This window comes from Pseudomonas sp. TWP3-1 (assembly GCF_049896625.1).
Lineage (GTDB): Bacteria > Pseudomonadota > Gammaproteobacteria > Pseudomonadales > Pseudomonadaceae > Aquipseudomonas.
In genome coordinates this window covers 101877-126191 of sequence record NZ_JAFCUQ010000010.1, presented here as the reverse complement: position 1 = coordinate 126191, position 24315 = coordinate 101877, and the positions used below count along the sequence as shown (strand labels likewise).

Genomic DNA, 24315 nt, shown 5'->3' with positions numbered 1-24315 from the left:
CCCCCGGGAGAGGGCTGGGGTGAGGGCAAGCGGACCACTCAAATACCCGGGCTTACCCCGTCGACGATGCCATGACCACCCCACTCCCCTGCTACCACTGCGCCCTGCCCGTTCCGTCCGGCAGCCGCTTCACCGCTGTCGTGCTAGGGGAGTCGCGTGAGTTCTGCTGTCCGGGCTGTCAGGCCGTGGCCGAAGCCATCGTCGCCGGCGGGCTCGAAAGCTATTACCTGCATCGCAGCGAAGCGTCGGCGAACCCCCAAGCGCTGCCGGTGCAACTGGTCGACGAGCTGGCGCTGTACGATCGCGCCGATGTGCAAAAACCTTTCGTGCGGCATGAAGGCGAACTGGCCGAAACCACCCTCCTGATGGAAGGCATCAGTTGCGCCGCGTGCGGCTGGTTGATCGAAAAGCACCTGCGCACCCTGCCGGCAGTGGCCGAGGCGCGATTGAACCTGTCCAACCATCGCCTGCACGTGCGCTGGGCCGACGCGCAATTGCCGCTGAGCCAGATCCTCGGCGAACTGCGCCACATCGGTTACGCCGCGCACCCGTATCAGGCCGACCGCGCCAGCGAACAACTGGCCAGCGAAAACCGCCTCGCCCTGCGTCAACTCGGTGTCGCCGGTTTGCTGTGGTTCCAGGCGATGATGGCGACCATGGCCACCTGGCCGGAATTCAACATCGACCTCAGCCCCGAGCTGCACACGATCCTGCGCTGGGTCGCGCTGTTTCTGACCACGCCGATCGTGTTCTACAGCTGTGCGCCGTTCTTCAAAGGCGCGATGCGTGATTTGCGCACCCGCCATCTGACCATGGACGTTTCGGTGTCGCTGGCGATTGGCGGCGCCTACATCGCCGGGATCTGGACCTCGATCACGGGTGTCGGCGAGCTGTATTTTGACGCGGTGGGCATGTTCGCGCTGTTCCTGCTCGCCGGACGCTATCTGGAACGCCGCGCCCGTGAGCGCACCGCTGCCGCCACCGCGCAGTTGGTCAATCTGTTGCCGGCCTCGTGCCTGCGTCTCGATGAGTCCGGCCAGAGCGAGCGCATCCTGCTCAGCGAACTGCGCCTCAACGATCACGTGCTGGTGCAGCCGGGTTCGATTCTGCCGGCAGACGGCAAGATCCTCGACGGCCAGTCGAGCGTCGACGAATCGCTGCTGACCGGCGAATACCTGCCGCAACCGCGCAGGCCGGGCGATGCGGTCACCGCCGGCACGCTCAACGTCGAAGGCGCACTGACGGTCGAAGTGCAGGCGCTGGGCCAGGACACGCGACTGTCGGCCATCGTCCGTTTGCTCGACCGCGCCCAGGCCGAAAAGCCACGTCTGGCAGAAATCGCCGACCGCGCCGCGCAATGGTTTCTGCTGCTGTCGTTGATCGCCGCCGCCGCCATCGGCCTGCTGTGGTGGGAGCTGGATTCGTCGCGGGCGTTCTGGATCGTTCTGGCCATGCTCGTCGCGACCTGCCCTTGCGCACTGTCGCTGGCAACGCCGACCGCGCTAACCGCCGCCACCGGCACCCTGCACAAACTCGGTCTGTTGCTGACGCGCGGGCATGTGCTGGAAGGCCTGAACCAGATCGACACGGTGATTTTCGACAAGACCGGCACCCTCACCGAAGGGCGATTGGTGCTGCGTTCGATCCGCCCGCTCGGCGCGCTCGACAGCGATCAATGCCTGAGCCTCGCTGCCGCGCTGGAAAACCGCTCGGAACACCCGATTGCCCGCGCCTTTGGCCGAGCGCCGCTGGCCGCCGAAGAAGTACACAGTTCACCGGGACTGGGGCTGGAAGGTCTGGTCGGCGAACAGCGTTTACGCATCGGCCAGGCTGAATTTGTCTGCGCACTCAGCGCAGCCAAAGTGCCGGCCATGCCCGACGAAGCCGGCCAATGGCTGCTGCTCGGTGACAGCCACGGGCCGCTGGCGTGGTTGGTTCTCGATGATCGCTTGCGTGCCGATGCTCCGGCGTTGCTCGCCGCGTGCAAGGCGCGCGGCTGGCGGACGCTGCTGCTGTCGGGCGACAGTTCGCCGATGGTCGCCAGTGTCGCCGCCGAACTGGGTATCGACGAGGCCCACGGCGGTCTGCGCCCCGACGACAAGCTGCAAGTGCTGCAACAGCTGCACAAGGAAGGGCGCAAGGTGTTGATGCTTGGCGACGGGGTCAACGACGTGCCGGTTCTGGCGGCAGCCGACATCAGCGTGGCGATGGGTTCGGCCACCGATCTGGCCAAGACCAGTGCTGACGCGGTGCTGCTGTCGAATCGCCTCGACGCGCTGGTACAAGCCTTCACCCTCGCGCGGCGCACGCGTCGGGTAATCATCGAAAACCTGCTGTGGGCCGCGCTGTACAATGGCCTCATGTTGCCATTCGCGGCCCTCGGCTGGATCACCCCGGTGTGGGCCGCGGTCGGCATGTCGATCAGTTCGTTGACCGTGGTGCTCAATGCCCTGCGTCTGACTCGTCTGCCGAGCGCGCCGGGCATTCACGCCACGTCGGAAAATCGCCCGCTGCCGGCCTGAGCCGCGCGGGCCTGGAGTAGCAGATGCCAGCTCTTTACGTGATGATCCCGGCCGCGCTGCTGATCGTGGCCATCGCTGTGTACATATTTTTCTGGGCAGTGGACAGCGGTCAGTACGACGACCTCGACGGTCCGGCCCACAGCATTTTGTTCGACGATCAGGACCCGAATCACACCGCAGCGGTCGATGAAGCCAAAGCGACCAAACCTGAAGACAAGGCCCCACCCCATGCTTGAATTGGCGCCACTGCTGGTGTCGGCGCTGATCCTCGGCTTGCTCGGCGGCGGTCATTGCCTGGGCATGTGCGGCGGTTTGATGGGCGCGCTGACGCTGGCAATTCCCAAGGAACAACGCAGTCGGCGCTTTCGCTTGCTGCTGGCCTACAACCTCGGGCGCATCCTCAGTTACGCCACGGCTGGTCTGTTGATCGGCCTGGCCGGATGGGCGGTGGCCAACAGTCCTGCGGCGTTGTTCATGCGCGTGCTGGCCGGGCTGCTGCTGATCGCCATGGGTTTGTATCTGGCCGGCTGGTGGAGCGGACTGACCCGCATCGAAAGCCTCGGCCGCGGTTTGTGGCGCTACATCCAACCGGTCGCCAATCGCCTGTTGCCGGTGTCGAGCCTGCCTCGCGCCTTGCTCCTTGGCGCGCTGTGGGGCTGGCTGCCGTGCGGACTGGTTTACAGCACCTTGCTGTGGTCGGCGAGTCAGGGCAATGCGCTGGACAGTGCGTTGTTGATGCTCGCGTTCGGCCTCGGCACCTGGCCGGTGTTGCTCGCGACCGGCCTCGCCGCCGAGCGCGTCACCGCGTTGTTGCGCAAACGCAGCGTGCGCATGGCCGGCGGCTTGCTGGTCATCCTGTTCGGCATCTGGACATTGCCCGGCCCGCATCAGCATTGGCTGATGGGCCATTAAGATCTGCGGTTGATGCAAATCAAGAGCCCCATCGCCTCACCCCGATAGACTCGCCAACACTGCCAGCCTATCCGGGGAACGCCCGCATGCTCGACGCCATTCGTTGGGACACCGATTTGATCCGCCGCTACGACCTGGCGGGGCCGCGCTATACCTCTTATCCCACGGCCGTTCAATTCAACAGTCAGGTCGGCACCTTCGACCTGTTCCACGCCCTGCGCGACAGCCGCAAGGCGCAGCGCCCGTTGTCGCTGTACGTGCATGTGCCGTTCTGCGCGAACATTTGCTACTACTGCGCCTGCAACAAGGTCATCACCAAAGATCGCGGGCGCGCCCTGCCCTATCTGCAACGGCTCGAGCAGGAAATCCAGTTGATCGCCTGCCACCTCGACCCGACCCAGAAAGTCGAGCAACTGCACTTCGGCGGCGGCACTCCGACCTTTCTCAGCCACGATGAGCTACGCCAGTTGATGGCGCATCTGCGCAAGCATTTCAATCTGCTCGACGATGATTCCGGCGACTACGGCATCGAAATCGACCCACGTGAAGCCGACTGGTCGACCATGGGCCTGCTGCGGGAACTGGGCTTCAATCGCGTGAGCATCGGGCTGCAAGACCTCGACCCGGCGGTGCAGCGCGCGGTCAATCGCCTGCAAAGTCTGGAAGAAACCCGTGCGGTAATTGATGCGGCACGCACCCTGCAATTTCGCTCGATCAACATCGACCTGATCTACGGCTTGCCGAAGCAGACCCCGGACAACTTCGCCCGTACCGTCGACGAAGTCATCAGCCTGCAACCGGACCGGCTCTCGGTGTTCAACTACGCGCACCTGCCGGAGCGCTTCATGCCGCAGCGGCGGATCAATGGCAACGAACTGCCGGCGCCCGCACAGAAACTCGAAATGCTCCAGCGCACCATCGAGCAATTGACCGCCGCCGGCTACCGTTACATCGGCATGGATCACTTTGCCCTGCCCGACGATGAACTGGCGGTCGCTCAGGAAGAATCGACGCTACAGCGCAATTTCCAGGGCTACACGACACATGGGCACTGCGATTTGATTGGTCTTGGCGTGTCGGCGATCAGCCAGATCGGTGATCTGTACTGCCAGAACAGCAGTGACCTGAATGAATACCAGAACACCCTGGCCTCCGCGCAACTGGCGACCAGCCGTGGCCTGGTGTGCAACGCCGATGATCGCTTGCGCCGCGCTGTGATTCAGCAATTGATCTGCAATTTCAGCCTGGATTTCGCCGAAATCGAGCGCACCTTCAACGTCGATTTTCAAGGCTACTTCGGCGCACTCTGGCCGCAACTGCAAGACATGGCCAGGGATGGCCTGATCGAACTTGATCGTGATCGGATCAATGTACTACCGGCCGGACGCTTGCTGGTGCGTTCGGTGTGCATGGTCTTCGACGCCTATCTGGAACAGCAGAACCGTCAGCGTTTTTCCCGGGTGATCTGACTTTGGCGTTGCCCTGCGGCTTTATGCCTGTGGGGCAATCTCGCCACAAGCTGGCCTGGATGTCCTCTCGTGGGTTACCCTTACGTCTTATGTGTGTTTTCCCACAAGGATTGAAGAAATGTCTGAGCCAGTTAAACAGCGCGCTCACAACCAGGCACACTGCAAGGATTGCAGCCTGGCCCCTCTCTGCCTGCCACTTTCTCTGAATCTGGAAGACATGGATGCGCTGGACGAAATCGTTAAACGCGGTCGCCCGTTGAAAAAAGGTGAGTTTCTGTTCCGCCAGGGCGACACGTTCGATTCCGTTTTTGCAGTGCGCTCCGGCGCCCTCAAGACCTTCAGCCTGAGCGATGCCGGCGAAGAACAATTGACTGGCTTCCACCTGCCGAGCGAACTGGTCGGCCTCTCGGGCATGGACACCGAGAAACACCCGGTCTCCGCCCAGGCACTGGAAACCACCTCGGTTTGCGAAATCCCCTTCGAACGTCTCGACGAACTGGCCCTGCAACTGCCGCAGCTGCGTCGTCAGCTGATGCGCGTGATGAGCCGTGAAATCCGCGACGATCAGCAGATGATGCTGCTGCTGTCGAAGAAAACTGCCGACGAGCGCATCGCGACTTTCCTGGTGAATTTGTCGGCACGTTTCCGCGCTCGCGGCTTTTCGGCCAACCAGTTCCGCTTGAGCATGTCGCGCAATGAAATCGGCAATTATCTGGGGTTGGCGGTGGAAACCGTGTCCCGGGTGTTCACGCGTTTCCAGCAGAACGCGCTGATTGCTGCCGAGGGCAAGGAAATTCATATCCTCGACCCGATCCAGCTGTGCGCACTGGCCGGCGGCTCGCTCGAAGTCTGATCTCGACCCGCGGCCGAGCGAATCGTTTCAGCCGCGGGTATACTGCGTCGTTTGCAGCCCTGCCAGGACAACTCGACGATGGTCTTCGACTCCTTCGACATCAAATCCCTGATTCGCCCCGTGATCGACTTCCCGAAACCGGGCGTGATCTTCCGCGACATCACCCCGCTGTTTCAGTCGCCGACGGCCCTGCGCCTGGTGATGGACAGCTTCGCCCACCGCTATGTGGAAGCCGATTTCACCCACATCGGCGCGATGGATGCGCGTGGTTTTCTGATCGGCTCGGTGCTGGCCTATCAGTTGAACAAGCCGCTGGTGCTGTTCCGCAAGCAAGGCAAGCTGCCGGCTGACGTGCTGGCCGAGGGTTACGCGACCGAGTACGGCGAAGCCTTCCTTGAAGTGCACGCTGACAGCCTGTGTGAAGGCGATACGGTGGTGATGTTTGATGATTTGATCGCGACTGGCGGTACCCTGATTGCTGCAGCGAACCTGATCCGCCGCATGGGCGCCCGCGTTCACGAAGCGGCGGCGATCATTGATCTGCCGGAGCTGGGTGGTTCGCAGCGTTTGCAGGACATGGGCATTCCGACCTTTTGCCTGACCCAGTTTGCGCTGTCTGATAAATAAGCGGCGTCTGTACTGACGCCATCGTCGGATCGCCGCCCGGGGCAAGCCCGCTCCCACAGTTATCCCGGTCGTTCACAAATAACGTGTACACCCCAAAAACCTGTGGGAGCTGGCTTGCCAGCGATGGGGCCAGTAGCAATAACTCAGATCACAGCCCCATCTGCTTGCTGATGATTTCGTTCATCACTTCCCGCGTTCCGCCGCCAATCGACAGCAAGCGGTTATCCCGATACAACCGCTCCACCAGACTCTCGCGCATGTAACCCATGCCCCCAAGAATCTGCACCGCCTCCGTGGTGATGCGATCCGAGGTGTCCGTAGCGAAATTCTTGGCCATGGATATCTCCTTGATCACACTCTTGCCCGCCGCCATCTTCGCCGCCTGCCGGTAAGTGAACTCCCGCGACACCTCCAGCGCCGTAGCCATTTCGGCGAGGCGATGTTTGATCACCTGAAACTTGCCAATCGGTTTACCGAAAGCCTCACGCTCGCGCGCCCACTTCAGGCTTTCCTCCAGCGCGAGTTGTGAAGTCATGTTAGCCATCAGCGCCAGTGCCAGACGCTCGCTCTGAAAGTTGCCCATGATGCAGGCGAATCCCATGTTTTCTGCGCCGATCAGATTTCCTACAGGCACACGGCAATCGTCGAAGAACAATTCAGCCGTGTCCGACGCCCACCAGCCCATTTTCTTCAGTTGCCGGCCGACGGTGAAACCCGGGGTGCCCTTCTCGATCAGCAACAGACTGATGCCGCCGAAACCCGGCGCGCCGGTGCGCACCGCGACGGTGTAGTAATCGGCGCGGATACCGCTGGTGATGAAGGTTTTGCTACCGCTGACCCGGTAGTAATCGCCGTCACGCACGGCGCGGGTTTGCAGGTTGGCGACGTCGGAGCCGCCGCTTGGCTCGGTAACAGCTAACGCGCTGATCTTCGCGCCGCTGAGCACTTGCGGCACTACGCGATCACGCACTTCCGGGCGCGCCCATTTGACGATGGGTGGCAGGCCGATATCCAGAGAACCCAGGCCCGCGACCAATCCGCCGGAGCCGCAGCGCATCAGCTCTTCGCTGGCGGCGACTTTGGCGAACAGGTCGCCTTCGTGGCTGCCACCGAGTGCTTCGGGATAGCCGATGCCGAGAATGCCGGCGGCGCCGGCCTTCAGGTACAGCTCGCGGGGGAAGCTTTCGGATTCTTCCCACGCGTCAATGTCAGGCAGGATCTCGCGCTCGACGAAACGTCTGACGCTGTCGCGGACCATTTGGTGGCTGGGATCGAAGTATTCCTGGAAGGCAGGCATCGGCGAACTCCACTGAGGGGTTCGCCGACGTTAACCGAGCGCTTGCTTGGTTTTCAACTGGAATGTGTGGGCCAGATAGACCGAGGTGCCTTCATCGCTGGCAAGTCGAATCGTCGCACCGCAGCTCCCACAGGCTTCTGTGTTGTGCACATATTTGTAATCGACACATCCCACTGTGGGAGCTGGCTTGCCAGCGATAGCGTCCGACCAGACACCCAAGTATTCAGAGGGATATCGGTTTCCGCCCGGCAAACGAATGCGCCAGGGTCCCGCCATCCACCAACTCCAGCTCGCCACCCAACGGCACGCCATGAGCGATACGCGAAGCGATCAGGCCTTTGTGCTGCAACAACTGCGCGATGTAATGCGCCGTCGCCTCACCTTCCACAGTCGGGTTGGTCGCGAGAATGACTTCGGTGAAAGTCCCCGCCTCTTCGATCCGCGCCAGCAACTGCGGAATGCCGATCGCCTCCGGGCCAAGGCCATCCAGCGGCGACAAGTGCCCCTTGAGTACAAAGTAGCGACCACGGAACCCGGTCTGCTCGACCGCGTAGACATCCATCGGCCCTTCCACCACGCACAGCAGCGTGTCGTCACGGCGGGTGTCGGCGCATTGCGGGCAGAGGTCGTCTTCGGTCAGCGTACGGCATTGGCGGCAGTGTCCGACCCCTTCCATGGCCTGACCCAGCGCTTGAGACAGGCGCGTGCCGCCGCTGCGGTCGCGTTCGAGCAACTGCAACGCCATGCGCTGGGCAGTTTTCTGACCCACACCCGGCAGAATTCGCAGGGCGTCGATCAGTTGGCGAATCAAAGGGCTGAAGCTCATGGGTAAAAAGTCCGACAAAACAACGAGACGCGGTTTATACCCGCGCCTCCGGCCAGCGTCAAATTCTCAATCCAGGGCGACCCGCACCACCAGTTTGCCGAAGTTGCGCCCCTCCAGCAGCCCGATAAAGGCTTCAGGTGCCTGCTCCAGGCCATCGACCACGTCTTCGCGGAATTTGACCTTGCCATCGCGTACATACGGCACCATCGCGCTGATGAATTCCGGCTGACGATCACCGTAGTCGTCGAACACGATAAAGCCCTGAATCCGCACACGCTTGGTCAGCAGAGTGCGCTGCAACATCGGCAGACGATCCGGACCTGTCGGCGCTTGGGAAGCGTTATAGCCGGCGATCAGACCGCACAATGGAATCCGCGCCTTTGGATTGAGCAGCGGCACCACCGCGTCGAACACATGGCCGCCGACGTTTTCGTAGTAGATGTCGATGCCATCGGGGCAAGCTTTGGCCAGTTGTTCGGCAAAGTCAGGCGCTTTGTGATCGATACACGCGTCGAAACCCAACTCCTCCACCACGTATTTGCACTTCTCGGCACCCCCGGCCACGCCGACTGCGCGCAGGCCTTTGATCTTGGCGACCTGGCCGACGACCGAACCCACTGCCCCAGAAGCTGCGGCCACCACCAGTGTCTCGCCTTCTTTCGGCTGACCGATGTCCATCAGGCCCATGTACGCGGTCATGCCCGGCATGCCCAGCACACCGAGGGCCATCGACGGACTAGGCAGCCCGGATGGTATCGGAATGATGTTGCGCCCGTCGCTGATGCTGTGGCTCTGCCAACCGGTGGCGCCGACCACCAGATCACCTTCGTGGAATTTCGGATGACGCGAGCGCTCGACGCGGCTGACAGCCCCACCGGTCATAACTTCGCCGATTTCTACCGGCGCGGCGTAGGACGGTGCGTCACTCATGCGCCCGCGCATGTAGGGATCAAGAGACAGGTATTGGGTTTTCAGCAGGACCTGGCCGTCTTCGAGATCTGGTAACGCCTCGCGTTCGAGACGGAAGTTTTCCGGGGTCGGCGCGCCCACCGGGCGTGAGGCCAGCACGATGCGCTGGTTGAGGGTCAGAGGGTCGGACATGTCAGCGTCTCCTTCAAGTGAACAATTCTGGGGGTATAGGGAGCAGACCTTTGTGCGGGTATCAGGTTCGATGTTTCTCAGTTACACCGAGTTGACTTCATCGCTGGCAAGCCAGCTCCCACAGTGAATTGTATTGATCACAAAGTATGTGAACAGCTCCGAATCCTGTGGGAGCTGCGGTGCGACGATTCGACTTGCCAGCGATGGCGTCCTTACAGTCCCCCTCGTCGATCAGGCAGACAAAAAAATGCCAGGCGCAATGCCTGGCATTTTTTGTAGCTCATCTGCCACCCGAAGGCGAATCAGAATGGCAGTTTCATGCCCGCTGGCAGACCCATGCCGGCGGTCATGCCGCCCATTTTTTCCTGGCTGTTGGCTTCGATCTTGCGCACGGCGTCGTTGATGGCGGCGGCGACCAGGTCTTCGATCACTTCGCGGTCGTCTTCGTCCAGACCCGGGACCAGGCTCGGGTCGATATTGACCTTTTTCAGGTCATGACGACCGGTCATCACCACGCTGACCAAGTCACCGCCAGCCTTGCCGGTGACTTCAGCGCTGGCCAGTTCTTCCTGCATCTTGGCCATTTTTTCCTGCATCTGCTGTGCCTGCTTCATCAGGCCGGCCATGCCACCTTTCATCATGGGAATCACCTCAAAAGTACTTGGATCAAAACAGCGCCCGGCGATTGCAACCGGGCGCCTTCAGTTATTAGCCCTGACTGACCAGAGCGTCGACAGGTTCAATAGTATCGCTTCGCACGACCGCGCCAAACTGCTGCACCATCTGCTGGATGAACGGGTCGCCGTGGATCGACTCTTCAGCTTCGCGCTGGCGATTGACGCGGCGGCGCGATGCGGCCTGGGCCGGGGTTTCCTGCTCGGGCTTGATCAGCTCCATGGTCAGGGTCAGCGTACGCCCGTGGAACTGGTTCAGCGCATCGTTGAGACGGCGCTGCTGGGTGCTGTTGAACAGTGCGCTGTGCGCCGGATCGAGGTGCAGCAACCAGTGGTCGCCATCGACCGCGATCAGCGTGCAGTTGGCGGCGATGCTGCCGGTCATGCCGGAGATCGGCAATTTCGGGAACAGCTCCAGCCATTGCAGGGCCAGACCGGTGGCCGGCATCGCCGCCGGTTCAGGCTCGGGTTCCGGCTCAGGGTCCGCAGCGTGTTCGCTGGCCAGTTCGTCGAGATAGCTGTAGGCCGAATCCATGTCCGGCTCGATGTAATCCTCGTCCAGCGGCGGCTCATCGTCGTCGCTGCCCGGAGTCGCGGCATCGACGTCGGCCACGGACGGCTCGGGAATCGGCGCGGCGGCCCACTCCGGTGCGTCCGGCACCACGCTGTCAGGGATCGGCAGCGGCATCGGCGGCAGTTCTGGCTGCTCGGCGGCGGTTTCCAGCACGGGCTCGACGGCCGGCTGCTGCATCGGCGCAGGCTCGATCGGGTCGTTCCATGGCAGGTCGACAGCGGCTTCGACGGCGACTGGCTCGGGTTCTGGCTCGGGCGTCGGTTCCGGCTCTGGTTTGGCGATGACCGCCGATACTGGCTCAGGGGCCGGCGCTGGAGCAACTACCGGCGCAGGCGTCGGCTCCACAACAGCAGCGACCACCGGCGCAGGTTTCGGCGCGGCAGCCACTGAGTTTGCGGAATCAACTGTGGCCTGGCTGATCCCCACTGGCTTTAGCGGTTGCCTCGGGGCGTCCGCCGTGTCTGCCGGCCGGAACGCCAGCATGCGCAGCAGGACCATTTCGAAACCGCCGCGCGGGTCTGGCGCCAGCGGCAAGTCGCGGCGACCGATCAGGCCCATCTGGTAATAGAACTGCACGTCTTCGGCCGGCAGCGCCTGAGCCAGTGCCAGCACTCGGTCGCGGTCGCCATGGCCATTGTCGACACCGTCCGGCAGCGCTTGAGCGATGGCCACACGGTGCAACACGTTGAGAATTTCCGAGAGCACGCCATTCCAGTCCGGACCCTGCTCAGCCAGATGGCGCACGGCTTCGAGCAAACCTTTGGCGTCGCCTTCGATCAGCCGATGCAGGACGTCGAAGACCTGTCCGTGATCAAGCGTGCCAAGCATCGCCCGCACATCCGCCGCCAACACCTTGCCTTCACCGAAGGCAATGGCCTGATCGGTCAGGCTCATGGCGTCACGCATCGAACCGTCAGCCGCGCGACCGAGCAACCACAGCGCGTCGTCTTCGAACGGCACGTTTTCCGCGCCTAGTACGTGGGTCAAATGCTCGACCACGCGCTCCGGGGTCATGTTCTTCAGGGAGAACTGCAGGCAGCGCGAAAGAATCGTTGCCGGAAGTTTCTGCGGGTCGGTGGTCGCGAGGATGAACTTGACGTACGGCGGCGGCTCTTCGAGGGTTTTCAGCAGCGCATTGAAGGAATGGCTGGAGAGCATGTGCACTTCGTCGATCAGGTAGACCTTGAAGCGCCCACGGCTCGGCGCGTACTGCACGTTGTCGAGCAGCTCGCGGGTGTCTTCGACCTTGGTGCGGCTGGCGGCGTCGATCTCGATCAGGTCGACGAAGCGCCCTTCATCGATCTCGCGGCACACCGAACACTCGCCACACGGAGTGGAAGTGATACCCGTCTCACAGTTCAGACATTTGGCGATGATCCGCGCAATCGTAGTCTTGCCGACTCCGCGCGTACCGGTGAAAAGGTAGGCGTGGTGCAGGCGCTGGCTGTCCAAGGCATTGATCAGAGCCTTGAGCACATGGGTCTGGCCGACCATTTCGCGGAACGAGCGCGGACGCCATTTACGTGCAAGAACCTGATAACTCATCGAAAACCGTCGCGGCAAGGGAAGCAGAAGCGGCTAATGCTAGCGGAGCAAGGGCAAAATTGCATCCGGTGTAGTCGTCTAATCTGGCTAAGCTGCTTCAGCGGGGGCTGTTATCGGCTCGGGAGCGTGAATGACCGAAGCGTTTATGCAGTGGGGCTGTGGAGGCATGAGCGCGAAAGCGGCCAGTCAGTGCCCATGCGATTCGCGGAATTTCGGTTCTCGGCTTTGGTGATAGTCAACCCACTCCACCACATCGATCGGAACGTACAGCTTGCGCTTGGCGCGGGAGATGGCGATGTACACCGCGCAGATACGCTGATCGAACTCGTAGGCGTCCTTGAACATCACAGTGGTGAGCAACTCGGGAGTCAGCAGCGCCTGATCGAACTCCATTCCGCCCGCGTCCTCAGCCAGCATCAGTACGCAGGGATTAGCCGGGTTGCCGAGCATCCGGTTAAGCAGCGTCAGATCGGCAACTTTGAAGCCTTTTTCCAGCTCCTCCCTGACCCAGTGAAACGACTCATCAAAATGATTGGCGTCGCATACGGCTTGCCAGTCGGGCATGTCGCTGAAATACGGGTGCAAGCCTTTTTCGCTGTATTCAGTGCTATAGAAGTCCGGCTTGAACATGGCGATGGCCGAACCCATGAACTGCTTGAAATCTTCCTGCGCCGTTTTGTCCGGAAAACTGAACGCACAGTTGGTTTTGTGTAGCTCGATAACCCACTTCATCGTGTCCCAGCGCGACGCCGTCAGCACCACACAGCCCTCGGGCGGAACGAAACCCGTCGGGTATTCCTCGATAGCGACGTCGGCATCACGCGCGCCTTCGAAGGGAATCTTGCTCTTCTGCGAATGGCGCGAGATCAGCGGATTGACCAGGCGCTCGACAGCGCGGCCGGAACGTACGGAGAAGCTGATATCGCTCTGGCGAACTTCACGCTTGCGTTTGACCGCCACGCCGCTGGCCTGCTGGTATTCATCGCCGAGGGTGATCAGCACCTGACGGCCGCGCTCGATGATCTGCAGCAGCGGCGCGGGAATGTCCTGGCTTTCGTCGATCAGCACATGCGTGTAGCGCGGCGGCACCAGACAATCGGCCAGGTTTGCGCGTTTCAACAGCAACAACGCGTCGAATCCAGTCTGGCTGCCCCATGCCGGATTCAGCTCAAGGTAACCCCACAGGCGACTGGAATATTCGAGCAGCACGCTGGCGTCCGAACGGGACAATGCCTGAGTGAAATACGGCAGATGGTTGGTCGAGAAACTGTGTTCGCGCGAGCGGCAATAGCGCTCGATCACTTGCAGACAGACATCCAGAGTTGCCTGCCCGTCGTGGTGACGAAACCCGAAGATGTTCAGTTCCTGTGCCACAGCTTGCTTGCTCGCAACCCGCGCCGGGGTATTGGCGAACTGCGGGCGGCGGCCAAGCAATAGCGAATGAGCAAATTGCTGAAAAGTCCGGCCGGCCTTCTTCTCGATCACGCCCTTCATGCGTTTGCGCAGGTTGTCCAGTTTTGCATCGGTGTGCGCCAGCAACAACGTGCGCTCGGGGCGCAAGTGCTCGAGCAACGCGACCAGCAGATGACTCTTGCCGATGCCCGCGTAACCCTGAACGTGCAGGTCTTCATCGAGATTGGCGCGAAAGGTTCTGACCAGTTTGTCTTGCGCAGCGCTCAACCAGCGCTCGCGATGTTTGGGCGTGACCATCTGCTGGCTGAATGGATTGTTGCCGATATGATGGCGAAACTTGTACCCGACATCCCACTTGCCATCGGGCAACAGATAATCGCGCGCCGCCACCTCATCGGCCAGCAGAAAACGCAGGTTCAAACCTTTGATCGCCTGCAGGCCGAAGTACAGTTTGCGCTGATCGAACAGCCGACGCGCCTCGGCCAACAATCCTGCACCGGTTGAACGCCGGGTATCGACCGCCCAACCAATAAGCTTCGCCAGAACCTTTTCAGCCGCAGCGGCGTTCTGGTCGGCCTCCGTCGCTTGCTCCAGATTCTGAATGACCAACACCGCCGCCAGCTCCGGGTCTGTCAGGGCGTCGAGCGCAGCTGCGCCATCGGGCAGCAGCAGGCTCGCGCAGACTTCGTCGGTGACGGGCAAAAAAACGGGATTGGATAATTCGAGATGTTCCGGGTGCATACAACCTCGCAGCCGCGGGAGGACAGGCCGGCTACCATAGGGCATTTCGTATCGAGTGAGAAATCGCAGACACAAAAAAACCGCAGTGGGCGAAACCCATGCAGTTCAGGTTTGGTGCGATTTTTCGTTAAGGTGGCGACCCCACCAGCCACACCCCGGCACACAATGTTCCCGCTGTGGCTGCTTCCTTCCGGATCTGACCAGGTTCACGGGTAATCGTTGCGGGGGGACCGATGGGGTCACCATAACGACGCTTGCCTGTCGGCGAGCCGCGCCATTGTACCTATCTGAGACGAAGTTACAACCGTTGGTTTCAGATTAAAAATATGAAGCGACTCAAGCACTTGCTATTGCGCTTGCAACACCTCGTCCGCCCGGCCACCCTCTTGCTGGATCACCAGATGAATGAAGTGCAGCTTGGCAATCGCCGCCGGCGGCAGCACGAACGGATAGAAATCCGGCTGACCCATGCTGCGTGACAGTTCGTTGAGCATACCGGCCAGTTCGATCCACGCGTTGACGAACGACAGGAACGCCGCGCCGCCCGGATGCTCCGGATCGTAAAGGGTGCTTGGCGGAAACGGTTGGTAGTCGAGATCCATCTCGCGTGCGCTCATGCCAAAACCCAGCGCCGTGTCGACCGCATCCATCATGTGCAGGTAATGCGCCCAGGTTTCCGCCCAGTCTTCCCATGGGTGCATGGTGGCGTAGGCGCTGACGTAGTGCTGCGGCCAGTCGACGGGCGCACCCTGTTGATAATGCCGATCCAGCGCTTCGGCGTAACTGGCGCGCTCGTCGCCGAACAGATTGCGGAAGGCGCCGAGCCACGGGCCGTTGTCGATCAGGCGATCCCAGTAGTAATGCCCGACTTCATGCCGGAAATGCCCGAGCAAGGTGCGATAGGGTTCGTGCATTTGCGCACGCACCTGTTCGCGGTGGGCGTCGTCGGCTTCTTTGATGTCGAGGGTGATCAGGCCGTTGGCGTGGCCGGTCATCGGCGCGTTGCCTTCGAGGTCGACGCCGATGAAATCGAAAGCCAGGCCGGTGTCTTCGTCGTCGGTTTTGGGGATCACTGGCAGGCCGAGGCTGATCAGTTGCGCGACCAGTCGGCGCTTGGCGATTTCGACTTTGCGCCAGCGTTCGGGGTTTTCTGCGACGGACAGGTCAGGAATGGTGCGATTCAGACTGCACGCGGTGCACAGTGCGGTGTGATCATTGGCTGGCAGCAGCCAGTTGCAGGCGGCCGGGGTGTCGAGATTGGCGCAACGGCGGAACAGCCCGGCATCAGGCTCGACATCCAGCGTCCAGGTGCCTTCCTGTGGGCCAGGTTGCAGCGATGTCAGGCGACTGTGTTCCGGTTGATAACCGAGCACTGCGTTGCACGCCAGACATTGGCTGTTACGGAAGAACAACGACTGGCCGCAGCGACACGACCAGATTTTGCTGTTGCGCGAAGGCTCGCCCATGAACGGCGCGACGATGCGGGAACTGAGCTGCTCGAAAAAGCGGTACATGGCGATCTCTCCCAGGGGCTGGCCAAGACTAGATCATTCCCAAGACAACAACGTTCCCCGGCGTTTACACCCTGTGGCGAGGGGATTTATCCCCGCTGGGTTGCGAAGCGACCCCAAATCCGTCGACGCCGATTTGTCTGGCAAACCGCATGAGCCGGATTTACGACTGCTGCGCAGCCGAACGGGGATAAATCCCCTCACCACAGGTTCTAGGTTATATCGAGATGTCGTGGGTTTTGAGGAATGCGATAAACGCTTCTTCATCCATGACTTTCACGCCCAGCTCATTAGCCTTGGTCAGCTTCGACCCGGCGCCCGGCCCAGCCACCACGCAATGGGTTTTGGCGGAAACGGAACCGGCAACTTTGGCGCCAAGGCTTTCCAGATGGTCCTTGGCCACGTCGCGGCTCATCAATTCGACTTTACCGGTCAGCACCCAGGTCTCCCCGGCCAGCGGCAAGCCTTCGACGACTTTCTTTTCGCTTTCCCAGTGCATGCCGAAATCACGCAGTTGCTTTTCAGCAGACTCGGCAAGCTGACGATGCTCGGGCACAGCGAAAAACTCGCGAACCGAATTGGCCTGTTTCTCCGGCAGCGCCTGGCGCATGTCCAGCCAATCGGCGTCCATCACGCCTTGCAGCGAGCCAAACTTGTCCGCCAGCTTCTGCGCCCCGCCCGGCCCGACCGAAGGAATATGCAGCTTGTCGAGGAAGCCGCCGAGCGTGGTGCTGGCGGCAAACTCGGCGCCCAACTCGCCCTGATCCTGAATCTGCAAACCGTGACCGAGCAGCTCGGTGATCACCTGCTGGTTGTGCGCATCTTCGAAGAAGCTGTGAATCTCGTGCGCCACTTCCAGGCCGACGTCCGGCAGATACGTCAGCACCTGTGGCAAAGCCTGCTGCACGCGCTCCAGCGAACCCAGCGAGCGCGCCAACACCTTGGCCGTCTCCTCGCCGACATCGGGAATGCCCAGTGCATAAATGAACCGCGCCAGCCCCGGCTTTTTACTGTCTTCAATCGCAGCGAGCAGTTTGTTGCTCGAAACCTCGGCAAAGCCTTCCAGATCGACGATATCGTCGAACTTCAGCGCATACAGATCGGCCGGCGAACTGACCAACCCTTCGTCGACCAGTTGCTCGACGCTCTTATCACCAAGGCCTTCAATGTCCATCGCACGCCGCGACACGAAGTGAATGATCGCCTGTTTGAGCTGCGCACCGCAGGCCAGACGCCCGACGCAGCGATACACCGCACCTTCGCTGATGGTCTCCTTGCCTTTGCTGCGTTTGACCAGTTGCGTGCGCTCGACGTGCGAGCCACAGACCGGGCAGCTTTCGGGAATCTGCACCGGCCGCGCATCTTCAGGGCGGCGCTCGGTGACCACTTGCACCACTTGCGGGATCACATCACCGGCGCGACGGATGATCACCGTGTCGCCAATCATCAGGCCGAGACGCGCGACTTCGTCCATGTTGTGCAGCGTGGCGTTGGCCACGGTGACGCCAGCCACCTTGACCGGTTTCAACCGCGCAACCGGGGTGACCGCGCCGGTGCGGCCGACCTGAAATTCCACGTCGAGCAGCTCGGTGAGTTCTTCCATGGCCGGGAATTTGTGCGCGATGGCCCAGCGCGGTTCGCGCGCACGGAAGCCCAATTCGCGCTGGTCGGCAATGCTGTTGACCTTGAATACCACACCGTCGATTTCGTAAGTCAGCGCGTTACGCCGCGCGCCAATGTCGCGGTAGTAGTCGAGGCACTCGTCGATGCCTTTGGCCAGTTTCAGTTCGTGACTGATCGGCATGCCCCAGGCTTGCAGTTGCTTGAGATTGCCAATGTGGGTATCGGCGATGTCGGCGGAGATCTGGCCGATGCCGTAGCAGCAGAATTCCAGCGGGCGGTTCGCAGTGATCTTTGAATCCAGCTGACGCAGGCTACCGGCGGCGGCGTTGCGCGGGTTGGCGAACGTTTTGCCGCCGACTTCCAGTTGCGAGGCGTTGAGCCGCTCGAAACCGGCCTTGGACATGAATACTTCGCCACGCACTTCGAGGGTCGCGGGCCAGCCTGTGCCATGCAACTTCAGCGGAATATTGCGCACGGTGCGCACGTTGACGCTGATGTCCTCGCCGGTGGTGCCGTCGCCGCGTGTGGCGCCGCGCACCAATACGCCGTCCTGATACAGCAGGCTGACCGCCAGGCCATCGAGTTTCGGTTCGCAGCTGTATTCCACCGCCGCGCTGCCGCCAAACAGATCGCCGACCGGCAGATCCAGACCTTCGGTCACCCGCCGGTCGAACTCGCGCATGTCGGTTTCTTCGAAGGCGTTGCCGAGGCTGAGCATCGGCACTTCGTGACGCACTTGAGTGAATGCGGTCAGCGCCACGCTGCCGACGCGCTGGGTCGGCGAGTCACTGGTGATCAACTCCGGATTGGCCGCTTCCAGCGCCTTGAGCTCGTGGAACAACCGATCGTACTCGGCGTCCGGAATGCTCGGCTCGTCGAGGACGTGGTAACGGTAGTTGTGCTGATCCAGCTCAGCGCGCAGCTCTAGAATGCGGTTTTTGGCGGCGGTCATGGGTGTTCTCTCATAAAGCAAAAGAGCAGCCGAGGCTGCTCAATCTTTTAATCACAGTAGCTCAAGGCTATGGACATTGTGGCGAGGGAGCTTGCTCCCGCTCGGTGGCGAAGCCGCCGTAATTTTGGGGCTGCTTCGCAGCCCAGCGGGAGCAAGCTCCCTCGCCACAACTGCGGTCTTAACGCTTCTGGGTCAAGGCGCGGCGTTCGAATTCGACGATGCGCTGGCGGTAGTGCTCGATGGTCTGCGCGGTCAGAACGCTGCGCTGGTCATCTTTGAGTTCGCCGTTGAGTTCCTGCGACAGCTTGCGCGCTGCAGCGACCATCACGTCGAAGGCTTGCTTCGGATGACGCGGGCCTGGCAGGCCGAGGAAGAAGCTCACTGCCGGGGTGCTGAAATGGTCGATGTCGTCCAGATCGAAAATACCCGGCTTGACCGCATTGGCCATGGAGAACAGCACTTCGCCGTTGCCGGCCATGCTTTCGTGACGGTGGAAAATATCCATCTCGCCGAAACGCAGACCGCTTTCCAGAATGTTCTGCAACAGCGCCGGGCCTCTGAAGCCGGCGGCGTCGCGGCAGATCACGCTGATCACCAAGACTTCTTCGGCTTGTGGCTGATCTTTTTCCACAGCTGCCGGTGCTGGCTTGGCGTCGTGGACAAAGTCGTCATCACGGCTGCTGAAGCTCGGGCCGTCGTTCAGATCCAGATCAAGATTCAGGTCGCCCTGCGCCGGGCCATTGGCGCCGCGTTTGCCACGCTTGGAAGCGGATTCACGTGGCTCACGCGCTTCACGGGCCGGCATGCTCACCGACGGCAGATCATGCTCGTCGAGTTGCGGCTCTTTATGGTTATCCAGTACGCGAGACGGGCCCAACAGCTCGGCGCTGGTGTCCTCGTCCGGCAAATTGGACAGACTTCGGTCAAGACGGAACTTCAGTTTTCCCTTGCCGCCGCGCATACGGCGCCAGCCATCGAAAAGAATACCGGCAATCACTATGATGCCGATGACGATCAGCCACTCGCGCAGACCGATTTCCATTTAATCCCGTGCCTCTATAAAAAATGCTGAAAAATAAGGGGTTTACACTGCGCAAACCGCTTTAAAACGTGGCGCCAACTCTATGTTCTGACAGGCGTTTTGCCCACGTATACGAAAAATTGACATTAAACTAGCACGACCAAAGGCAACTTTACACCGTCTGTCTCATTGGCTTGCGCGAATATGTCGATTGGCCAGCCAGTCGAATGCGGTAAAAAAGTCCTACAAACCTCAAATACCTTTTCCGACAGCGCGCCGGCTCAGGCATCCACCATCGCCATCGCCTCCTCGACATCCACTGCTACCAGCCGCGAACAACCCGGTTCGTGCATCGTTACACCCATCAATTGATCAGCCATTTCCATGGCGATCTTGTTGTGGGTGATGTAAATGAACTGCACGGTCTGCGACATCTCTTTGACCAAGCGTGCGTAGCGTCCAACGTTAGCGTCATCCAGCGGTGCGTCAACTTCGTCGAGCATGCAGAACGGCGCCGGATTCAATTTGAAGATGGCAAATACCAAGGCCAACGCGGTCAGGGCTTTTTCGCCGCCGGAGAGCAAATGGATGGTGCTGTTCTTCTTTCCGGGCGGCTGCGCCATGATCGTCACCCCTGTATCGAGTAGATCTTCGCCCGTCAGTTCCAAATACGCGCGGCCACCACCGAAAACTTTTGGGAAAAGCGCCTGTAATCCGCCATTGATCTGATCAAAGGTATCTTTGAAACGGTTACGCGTTTCCTTGTCGATCTTGCGAATGACGTTTTCCAGCGTTTCCAGCGCTTCCACCAGATCGGCGTTTTGCGCATCCAGATAACGTTTACGCTCGGACTGTTGCGTGTATTCGTCGATGGCCGCGAGGTTGATCGCGCCCAGACGCTGAATCCGCGCATTGATCCGCTCAAGTTCTTCTTCGGCGTCCTTTTCACTGACCTCGGCGGTCAGGGTATTGAGCACGCCGTGCAAGTCATAACCGTCTTCCAGCAGTTGATCCTGCAAGGCCTTGCGACGCACGGTCAGGGCTTGCCATTCCATGCGCTGCTGTTCGAGCTGGCCACGGATCAATTGCGATTGTTGTTCGGCCTGAGTCCGGCGTTTTTCCGCGTCGCGCAATTCGCGATCGGCATCTTCCATGGCAATTTGCGCGGTCTTGAGTTCTTCGTCGACGCTCATGCGTTTGTCGAGCAACTCTTCCAGTTTCAGGCGCAGCTCTTCCAGCGGAGCCTCGCCCTCCTCCAGGTTCAGACTGAGTTGTTCACGTTTTTCGGTGAGGCGTTCGGCCTGCATTTCCAGACGCTCAAGCGCCTGACGCGTGGAGTCGTGTTGCGCGCGTAGCGAGCCGAGACGCACAGCCAATTGATGGGCGTGATCCTTGTGCTGGCGCGCTTCCTGCCGCACGCGGTCGAGGCGTTCGCGCAGGCTGTCGCGCTGAGCCAGCAGCAATTCGCGTTGCTCGGTATCCAGCGCCATGGCGTCGAGGGCGTCCTGCAATTGAATGCGCGCTTCGCCGACGTTTTCGTGTTCCAGCGCGCGCTGCTCACCCAGCTCGACAAGTTCTTCATCGAGACGTTTGCGACGCAGCGTCAGTTGCTCAGCCTTGGCTTTGCCGGCGGACAACTGGGCTTTCAATTCACCTTGCTGACGCGCTTCGTCTTGCAGCAAGCGGCGCAAATGTTCACGACCGTTTTCCTGCTGACGCTGTTGCGCGCGCAGGGTCTGCAAGCGGTTTTCCATGGCCTCGACCGTGGCTTCGCGCTCTTCGCGTTCCAGATGCAGATCCTGGATTTCCTGACCGCGCGCGAGCATGCCGCTTTCGGCTTCGCTGGCACGGCGCACCCGCAGAAAATGCCGGCCGATCCAGTAACCGTCGCGGCTGATCAGGCTTTGTCCGGCAGCCAATTGACCGCGCAGGGCCAACGCCTGCTCAAGACTGTCGACCGGTTTGACCTGACCCAGCCACGGCGACAGATCGATCTGTGCTTCGACCTTGTCGAGCAGACTGCCGGGCACGCGCACGCCATCGTTGCCCGGGCTGAGCAGGCGCAAATCGCCTTGGCTGAAACCGGACAGATCGAAGCCGTCGAAATCATCCACCAGCACCGCTTGCAGATCGGCGCCGAGCACGGTTTCCACCGCCAGCTCCCAACCGGCCTCGACCTTCAGGCCTTCAGCCAGACGCGGACGCTCGGCGAGGTTGTGCTCCTTCAGCCATTCGGCGGTGCCGGTGCCCGGATCAAGCGCGGCTTGCTGCAAGGCTTCGAGCGATGCGAGGCGACCGTTGAGCCGCTGCAAATCGCCTTGCGCCTGCTGCTGCGCGGTGAGCGCTTGCTGCAATTCCTGACGCAGTTGTTCGAGTTTTTCGACCTGCGCTTCTTCACTGGTCTGCAAATCTTCAAGGGTGGCTTCGGACTCGGCGAGTTGTTCGCTGAGCTCCATGATCGCCGCGTCTTCCGGATCGGCCGAGAGCAACGCGCTTTCTTCGCCGAGACGTTTTTGCCGATCAGCGAGGCGCTCCATGCTGGTTTCCAACTGCTGGATGCGCGACTGCTGCACTTCGGCCTGACGCCGTGGCTCGGCGGCGGTCAGGTTGAAGGTGTCCCATTGCTCCTGCCAGCCATGCATGGTGGTTTCGGCATCTTCCAGCGCGGCGGCGGCTTCTTCAGCAGCGGCGCTGGTGATTTCCTGCTCGGGCGTCAGTTGATCCAGCTCTTCGCCGAGGGTCAGCAGCAACGTGCGGTCGTGGCCCAGGTGCGATTCGGTTTCGAGTCGCGCGCGCTCGGCTTCTTTCAGATCATCCTGCAATTGGCGCAAACGCTGCTGGCCGTGCTGGATGCTCTGTTCGACGCGGGCGATGTCGCCACCGACCGAATAGAAGCGCCCCTGCACCAGATTGAAGCGCTCCGACAGATCATGGTGCCCGTCGCGCAGGCGTTCGATGGCCGCATCGGCGTTGCGTTGCTCGGCGACCAGCGCTTCGAAACTGATTTCCTGGGTGCCGATGATCGCTTCGCGCTGACCGACCTGATCGTTCAGATCCTGCCAGCGCAGCGCCGACAGTTGCGCCTTGAGCTGACGCTCTTCGCCCTTGAATTCCTGATACTTCTTCGCGGCCTCGGCCTGGCGGTGCAAGCGCTCGAGTTGACGCTCGAGTTCATCGCGCAGGTCAGTCAGACGAGCGAGGTTTTCGTGAGTGCGGCGGATACGGTTTTCAGTCTCGCGCCGCCGCTCTTTGTACTTGGAGATCCCCGCCGCTTCTTCGATGAAGTTGCGCAGATCTTCCGGTTTGGATTCGATCAGCTTGGAGATCATCCCCTGCTCGATGATCGAGTAGCTGCGCGGGCCGAGGCCGGTGCCGAGGAAGATATCGGTGATGTCGCGGCGACGGCATTTGGTGCCGTTGAGGTAATAAGTGGTCTGGCTGTCGCGAGTGACTTTACGCCGGATCGAGATCTCGGCGTATGCCGCGTAGGCGCCGATCAGCGTGCCGTCGGAGTTATCGAAGACCAGTTCAATGCTCGCCTGGCTCACCGGTTTGCGACTGGTCGAACCGTTGAAGATGACGTCGGTCATCGATTCGCCACGCAGGTTTTTCGCCGAACTTTCGCCCATCACCCAACGTACGGCGTCGATGATGTTCGACTTGCCGCAACCGTTCGGCCCGACGACCGCCGCCATGTTACTGGGGAAGTTCACCGTGGTCGGGTCGACGAAGGATTTGAATCCCGCCAGTTTGATGCACTTGAGCCGCAAGGTCAGGCAACCGTCAGGGCGGACACCACCAGATCGCAGCTGCGCTGGGCGTAAGCCGTCAACACGATGCGGATCTGCGGCAAATCACGGGCGAGTACGGCGGCGAGCAAGCGTTCGAACAGTTCGAGAAATTCGCTCATCTCGGCTTTGCGCTGTTCGAGGGCGAGGAAATACGCACGGCTCATGGCCGGTTGCAGGTTCTCGACGGTTTCTTGCAGGTACGGATTGTTGGCGAACGGGTACGCGGCGCGCATCACGTTGAAGCTGTCGTCAACGAAGGTGCGGATGTCCTGACGCTCGTAGCTGGCGGCCAGACGCTGCTGGATCTGCACGAACGGCGCCATGTCGGACTGGACTTGCCAGCCGTTGGCCACCGAGTTACCGAGCAGGATGTACAACTCGCTCATCAGCGTGCACAGGCTCTGCACCTTGTGCGCCGTGAGTTCGGTAACGTGCGCGCCACGGCGCGGTAGGATCGCGATCAGGTGCCGGCGTTCGAGGATCAGCAAGGCTTCACGGACCGAACCGCGACTGACGTTGAGCGCCAGCGTGACCTTCTGTTCCTGGATGCGCTCTCCCGGCTTCATTTCGCCACGAATGATTCGTTCGGCGAGGTGGTGAGCAATTTGCTCGGCGAGGCTGTCCGGCGCCTTGAACGTCATGGTTGTCCTTCAAACTCTTCGATCTGCACAAGCGGCGCAGTGTAGCGCAATGCGCGGTCATGGCGGAGTGCCCGCACAGCGGTTTTTGGCACGAATCCCGCAAAAAAGCAGGGGATCGATACAAGGTCAATACTGAATAGACAGGTTGTTTATCGACAAAGCCGATTTTCTTGACCTTTAAGTCAGAAAACAATTGACCGAAAAGTCAGAGCTGCTAAATTC

Annotated in this window: 17 protein-coding genes and 1 other RNA gene; 6 read left to right on the top strand and 12 right to left on the bottom strand. The window is 60.9% G+C overall.

The window, feature by feature from the left end:
• Window positions 1–71 precede the first annotated feature (71 nt).
• From ACP7BN_RS15680 to ACP7BN_RS15655, 6 genes are all read left to right on the top strand, one after another.
• A complete protein-coding gene (locus ACP7BN_RS15680; RefSeq protein ID WP_426205143.1) occupies window positions 72–2522 on the top strand; it encodes a heavy metal translocating P-type ATPase in 2451 nt (816 codons plus the stop codon).
• A gap of 23 nt (window positions 2523–2545) precedes the next feature.
• Window positions 2546–2758, top strand: a complete 213-nt coding sequence (gene ccoS, locus ACP7BN_RS15675; RefSeq protein WP_426205142.1) for a cbb3-type cytochrome oxidase assembly protein CcoS — start codon at window positions 2546–2548, stop codon at window positions 2756–2758.
• A complete protein-coding gene (locus tag ACP7BN_RS15670; RefSeq protein ID WP_039770036.1) occupies window positions 2751–3434 on the top strand; it encodes a sulfite exporter TauE/SafE family protein in 684 nt (227 codons plus the stop codon). The genes ccoS and ACP7BN_RS15670 overlap by 8 nt, the downstream gene beginning before the upstream one ends.
• Window positions 3435–3520: 86 nt before the next feature.
• Window positions 3521–4903, top strand: coding sequence for an oxygen-independent coproporphyrinogen III oxidase (gene hemN, locus ACP7BN_RS15665; protein ID WP_426205141.1), 1383 nt, complete (start codon window positions 3521–3523; stop codon window positions 4901–4903).
• 118 nt (window positions 4904–5021) lie between these two features.
• Window positions 5022–5756 (top strand): fumarate/nitrate reduction transcriptional regulator Fnr, encoded by a 735-nt coding sequence (gene fnr, locus ACP7BN_RS15660; protein ID WP_426205140.1) that lies wholly within the window; start codon window positions 5022–5024, stop codon window positions 5754–5756.
• Window positions 5757–5834: 78 nt separating this feature from the next.
• Window positions 5835–6383 (top strand): adenine phosphoribosyltransferase, encoded by a 549-nt coding sequence (locus ACP7BN_RS15655; protein WP_426205139.1) that lies wholly within the window; start codon window positions 5835–5837, stop codon window positions 6381–6383.
• Between the two features lie 148 nt (window positions 6384–6531).
• Here the strand turns inward: ACP7BN_RS15655 and ACP7BN_RS15650 are convergent, their stop codons facing one another.
• The 12 genes from ACP7BN_RS15650 to ACP7BN_RS15595 form a co-directional block, all read right to left on the bottom strand.
• Entirely contained in the window at window positions 6532–7680 is a 1149-nt protein-coding gene (locus tag ACP7BN_RS15650; protein ID WP_426205138.1) for an acyl-CoA dehydrogenase family protein, read from the bottom strand.
• A 223-nt stretch (window positions 7681–7903) separates the two neighbouring features.
• Window positions 7904–8506, bottom strand: a complete 603-nt coding sequence (gene recR, locus ACP7BN_RS15645; RefSeq protein ID WP_420648782.1) for a recombination mediator RecR — start codon at window positions 8504–8506, stop codon at window positions 7904–7906.
• A 66-nt stretch (window positions 8507–8572) separates the two neighbouring features.
• On the bottom strand, window positions 8573–9607 hold the full coding sequence (locus ACP7BN_RS15640; RefSeq protein WP_426205137.1) for an NADP-dependent oxidoreductase: 1035 nt from the start codon (window positions 9605–9607) through the stop codon (window positions 8573–8575).
• A gap of 302 nt (window positions 9608–9909) precedes the next feature.
• Window positions 9910–10248: a YbaB/EbfC family nucleoid-associated protein gene (locus ACP7BN_RS15635; protein ID WP_426205136.1), complete on the bottom strand. Its 339-nt coding sequence runs from the start codon at window positions 10246–10248 to the stop codon at window positions 9910–9912.
• Window positions 10249–10315: 67 nt separating this feature from the next.
• On the bottom strand, window positions 10316–12400 hold the full coding sequence (dnaX, locus tag ACP7BN_RS15630; protein WP_426205135.1) for a DNA polymerase III subunit gamma/tau: 2085 nt from the start codon (window positions 12398–12400) through the stop codon (window positions 10316–10318).
• Between the two features lie 186 nt (window positions 12401–12586).
• Window positions 12587–14554 (bottom strand): hypothetical protein, encoded by a 1968-nt coding sequence (locus ACP7BN_RS15625; protein ID WP_426205134.1) that lies wholly within the window; start codon window positions 14552–14554, stop codon window positions 12587–12589.
• A 139-nt stretch (window positions 14555–14693) separates the two neighbouring features.
• An RNA gene (gene ffs / locus ACP7BN_RS15620) (signal recognition particle sRNA small type) lies at window positions 14694–14790 on the bottom strand.
• Window positions 14791–14901: 111 nt separating this feature from the next.
• The gene (locus ACP7BN_RS15615; protein WP_426205133.1) at window positions 14902–16068 is read right to left on the bottom strand and encodes a zinc-binding metallopeptidase family protein; all 1167 of its coding nucleotides are present in this window, start codon (window positions 16066–16068) and stop codon (window positions 14902–14904) included.
• Between the two features lie 214 nt (window positions 16069–16282).
• On the bottom strand, window positions 16283–18640 hold the full coding sequence (gene ligA / locus ACP7BN_RS15610; protein WP_426205132.1) for an NAD-dependent DNA ligase LigA: 2358 nt from the start codon (window positions 18638–18640) through the stop codon (window positions 16283–16285).
• 178 nt (window positions 18641–18818) lie between these two features.
• Entirely contained in the window at window positions 18819–19682 is an 864-nt protein-coding gene (gene zipA / locus ACP7BN_RS15605; RefSeq protein ID WP_426205131.1) for a cell division protein ZipA, read from the bottom strand.
• A gap of 260 nt (window positions 19683–19942) precedes the next feature.
• A complete protein-coding gene (gene smc / locus ACP7BN_RS15600) occupies window positions 19943–23431 on the bottom strand; it encodes a chromosome segregation protein SMC (RefSeq protein WP_426205130.1) in 3489 nt (1162 codons plus the stop codon).
• Between the two features lie 2 nt (window positions 23432–23433).
• Window positions 23434–24093, bottom strand: a complete 660-nt coding sequence (locus ACP7BN_RS15595; protein WP_420648791.1) for a GntR family transcriptional regulator — start codon at window positions 24091–24093, stop codon at window positions 23434–23436.
• Window positions 24094–24315 lie beyond the last annotated feature (222 nt).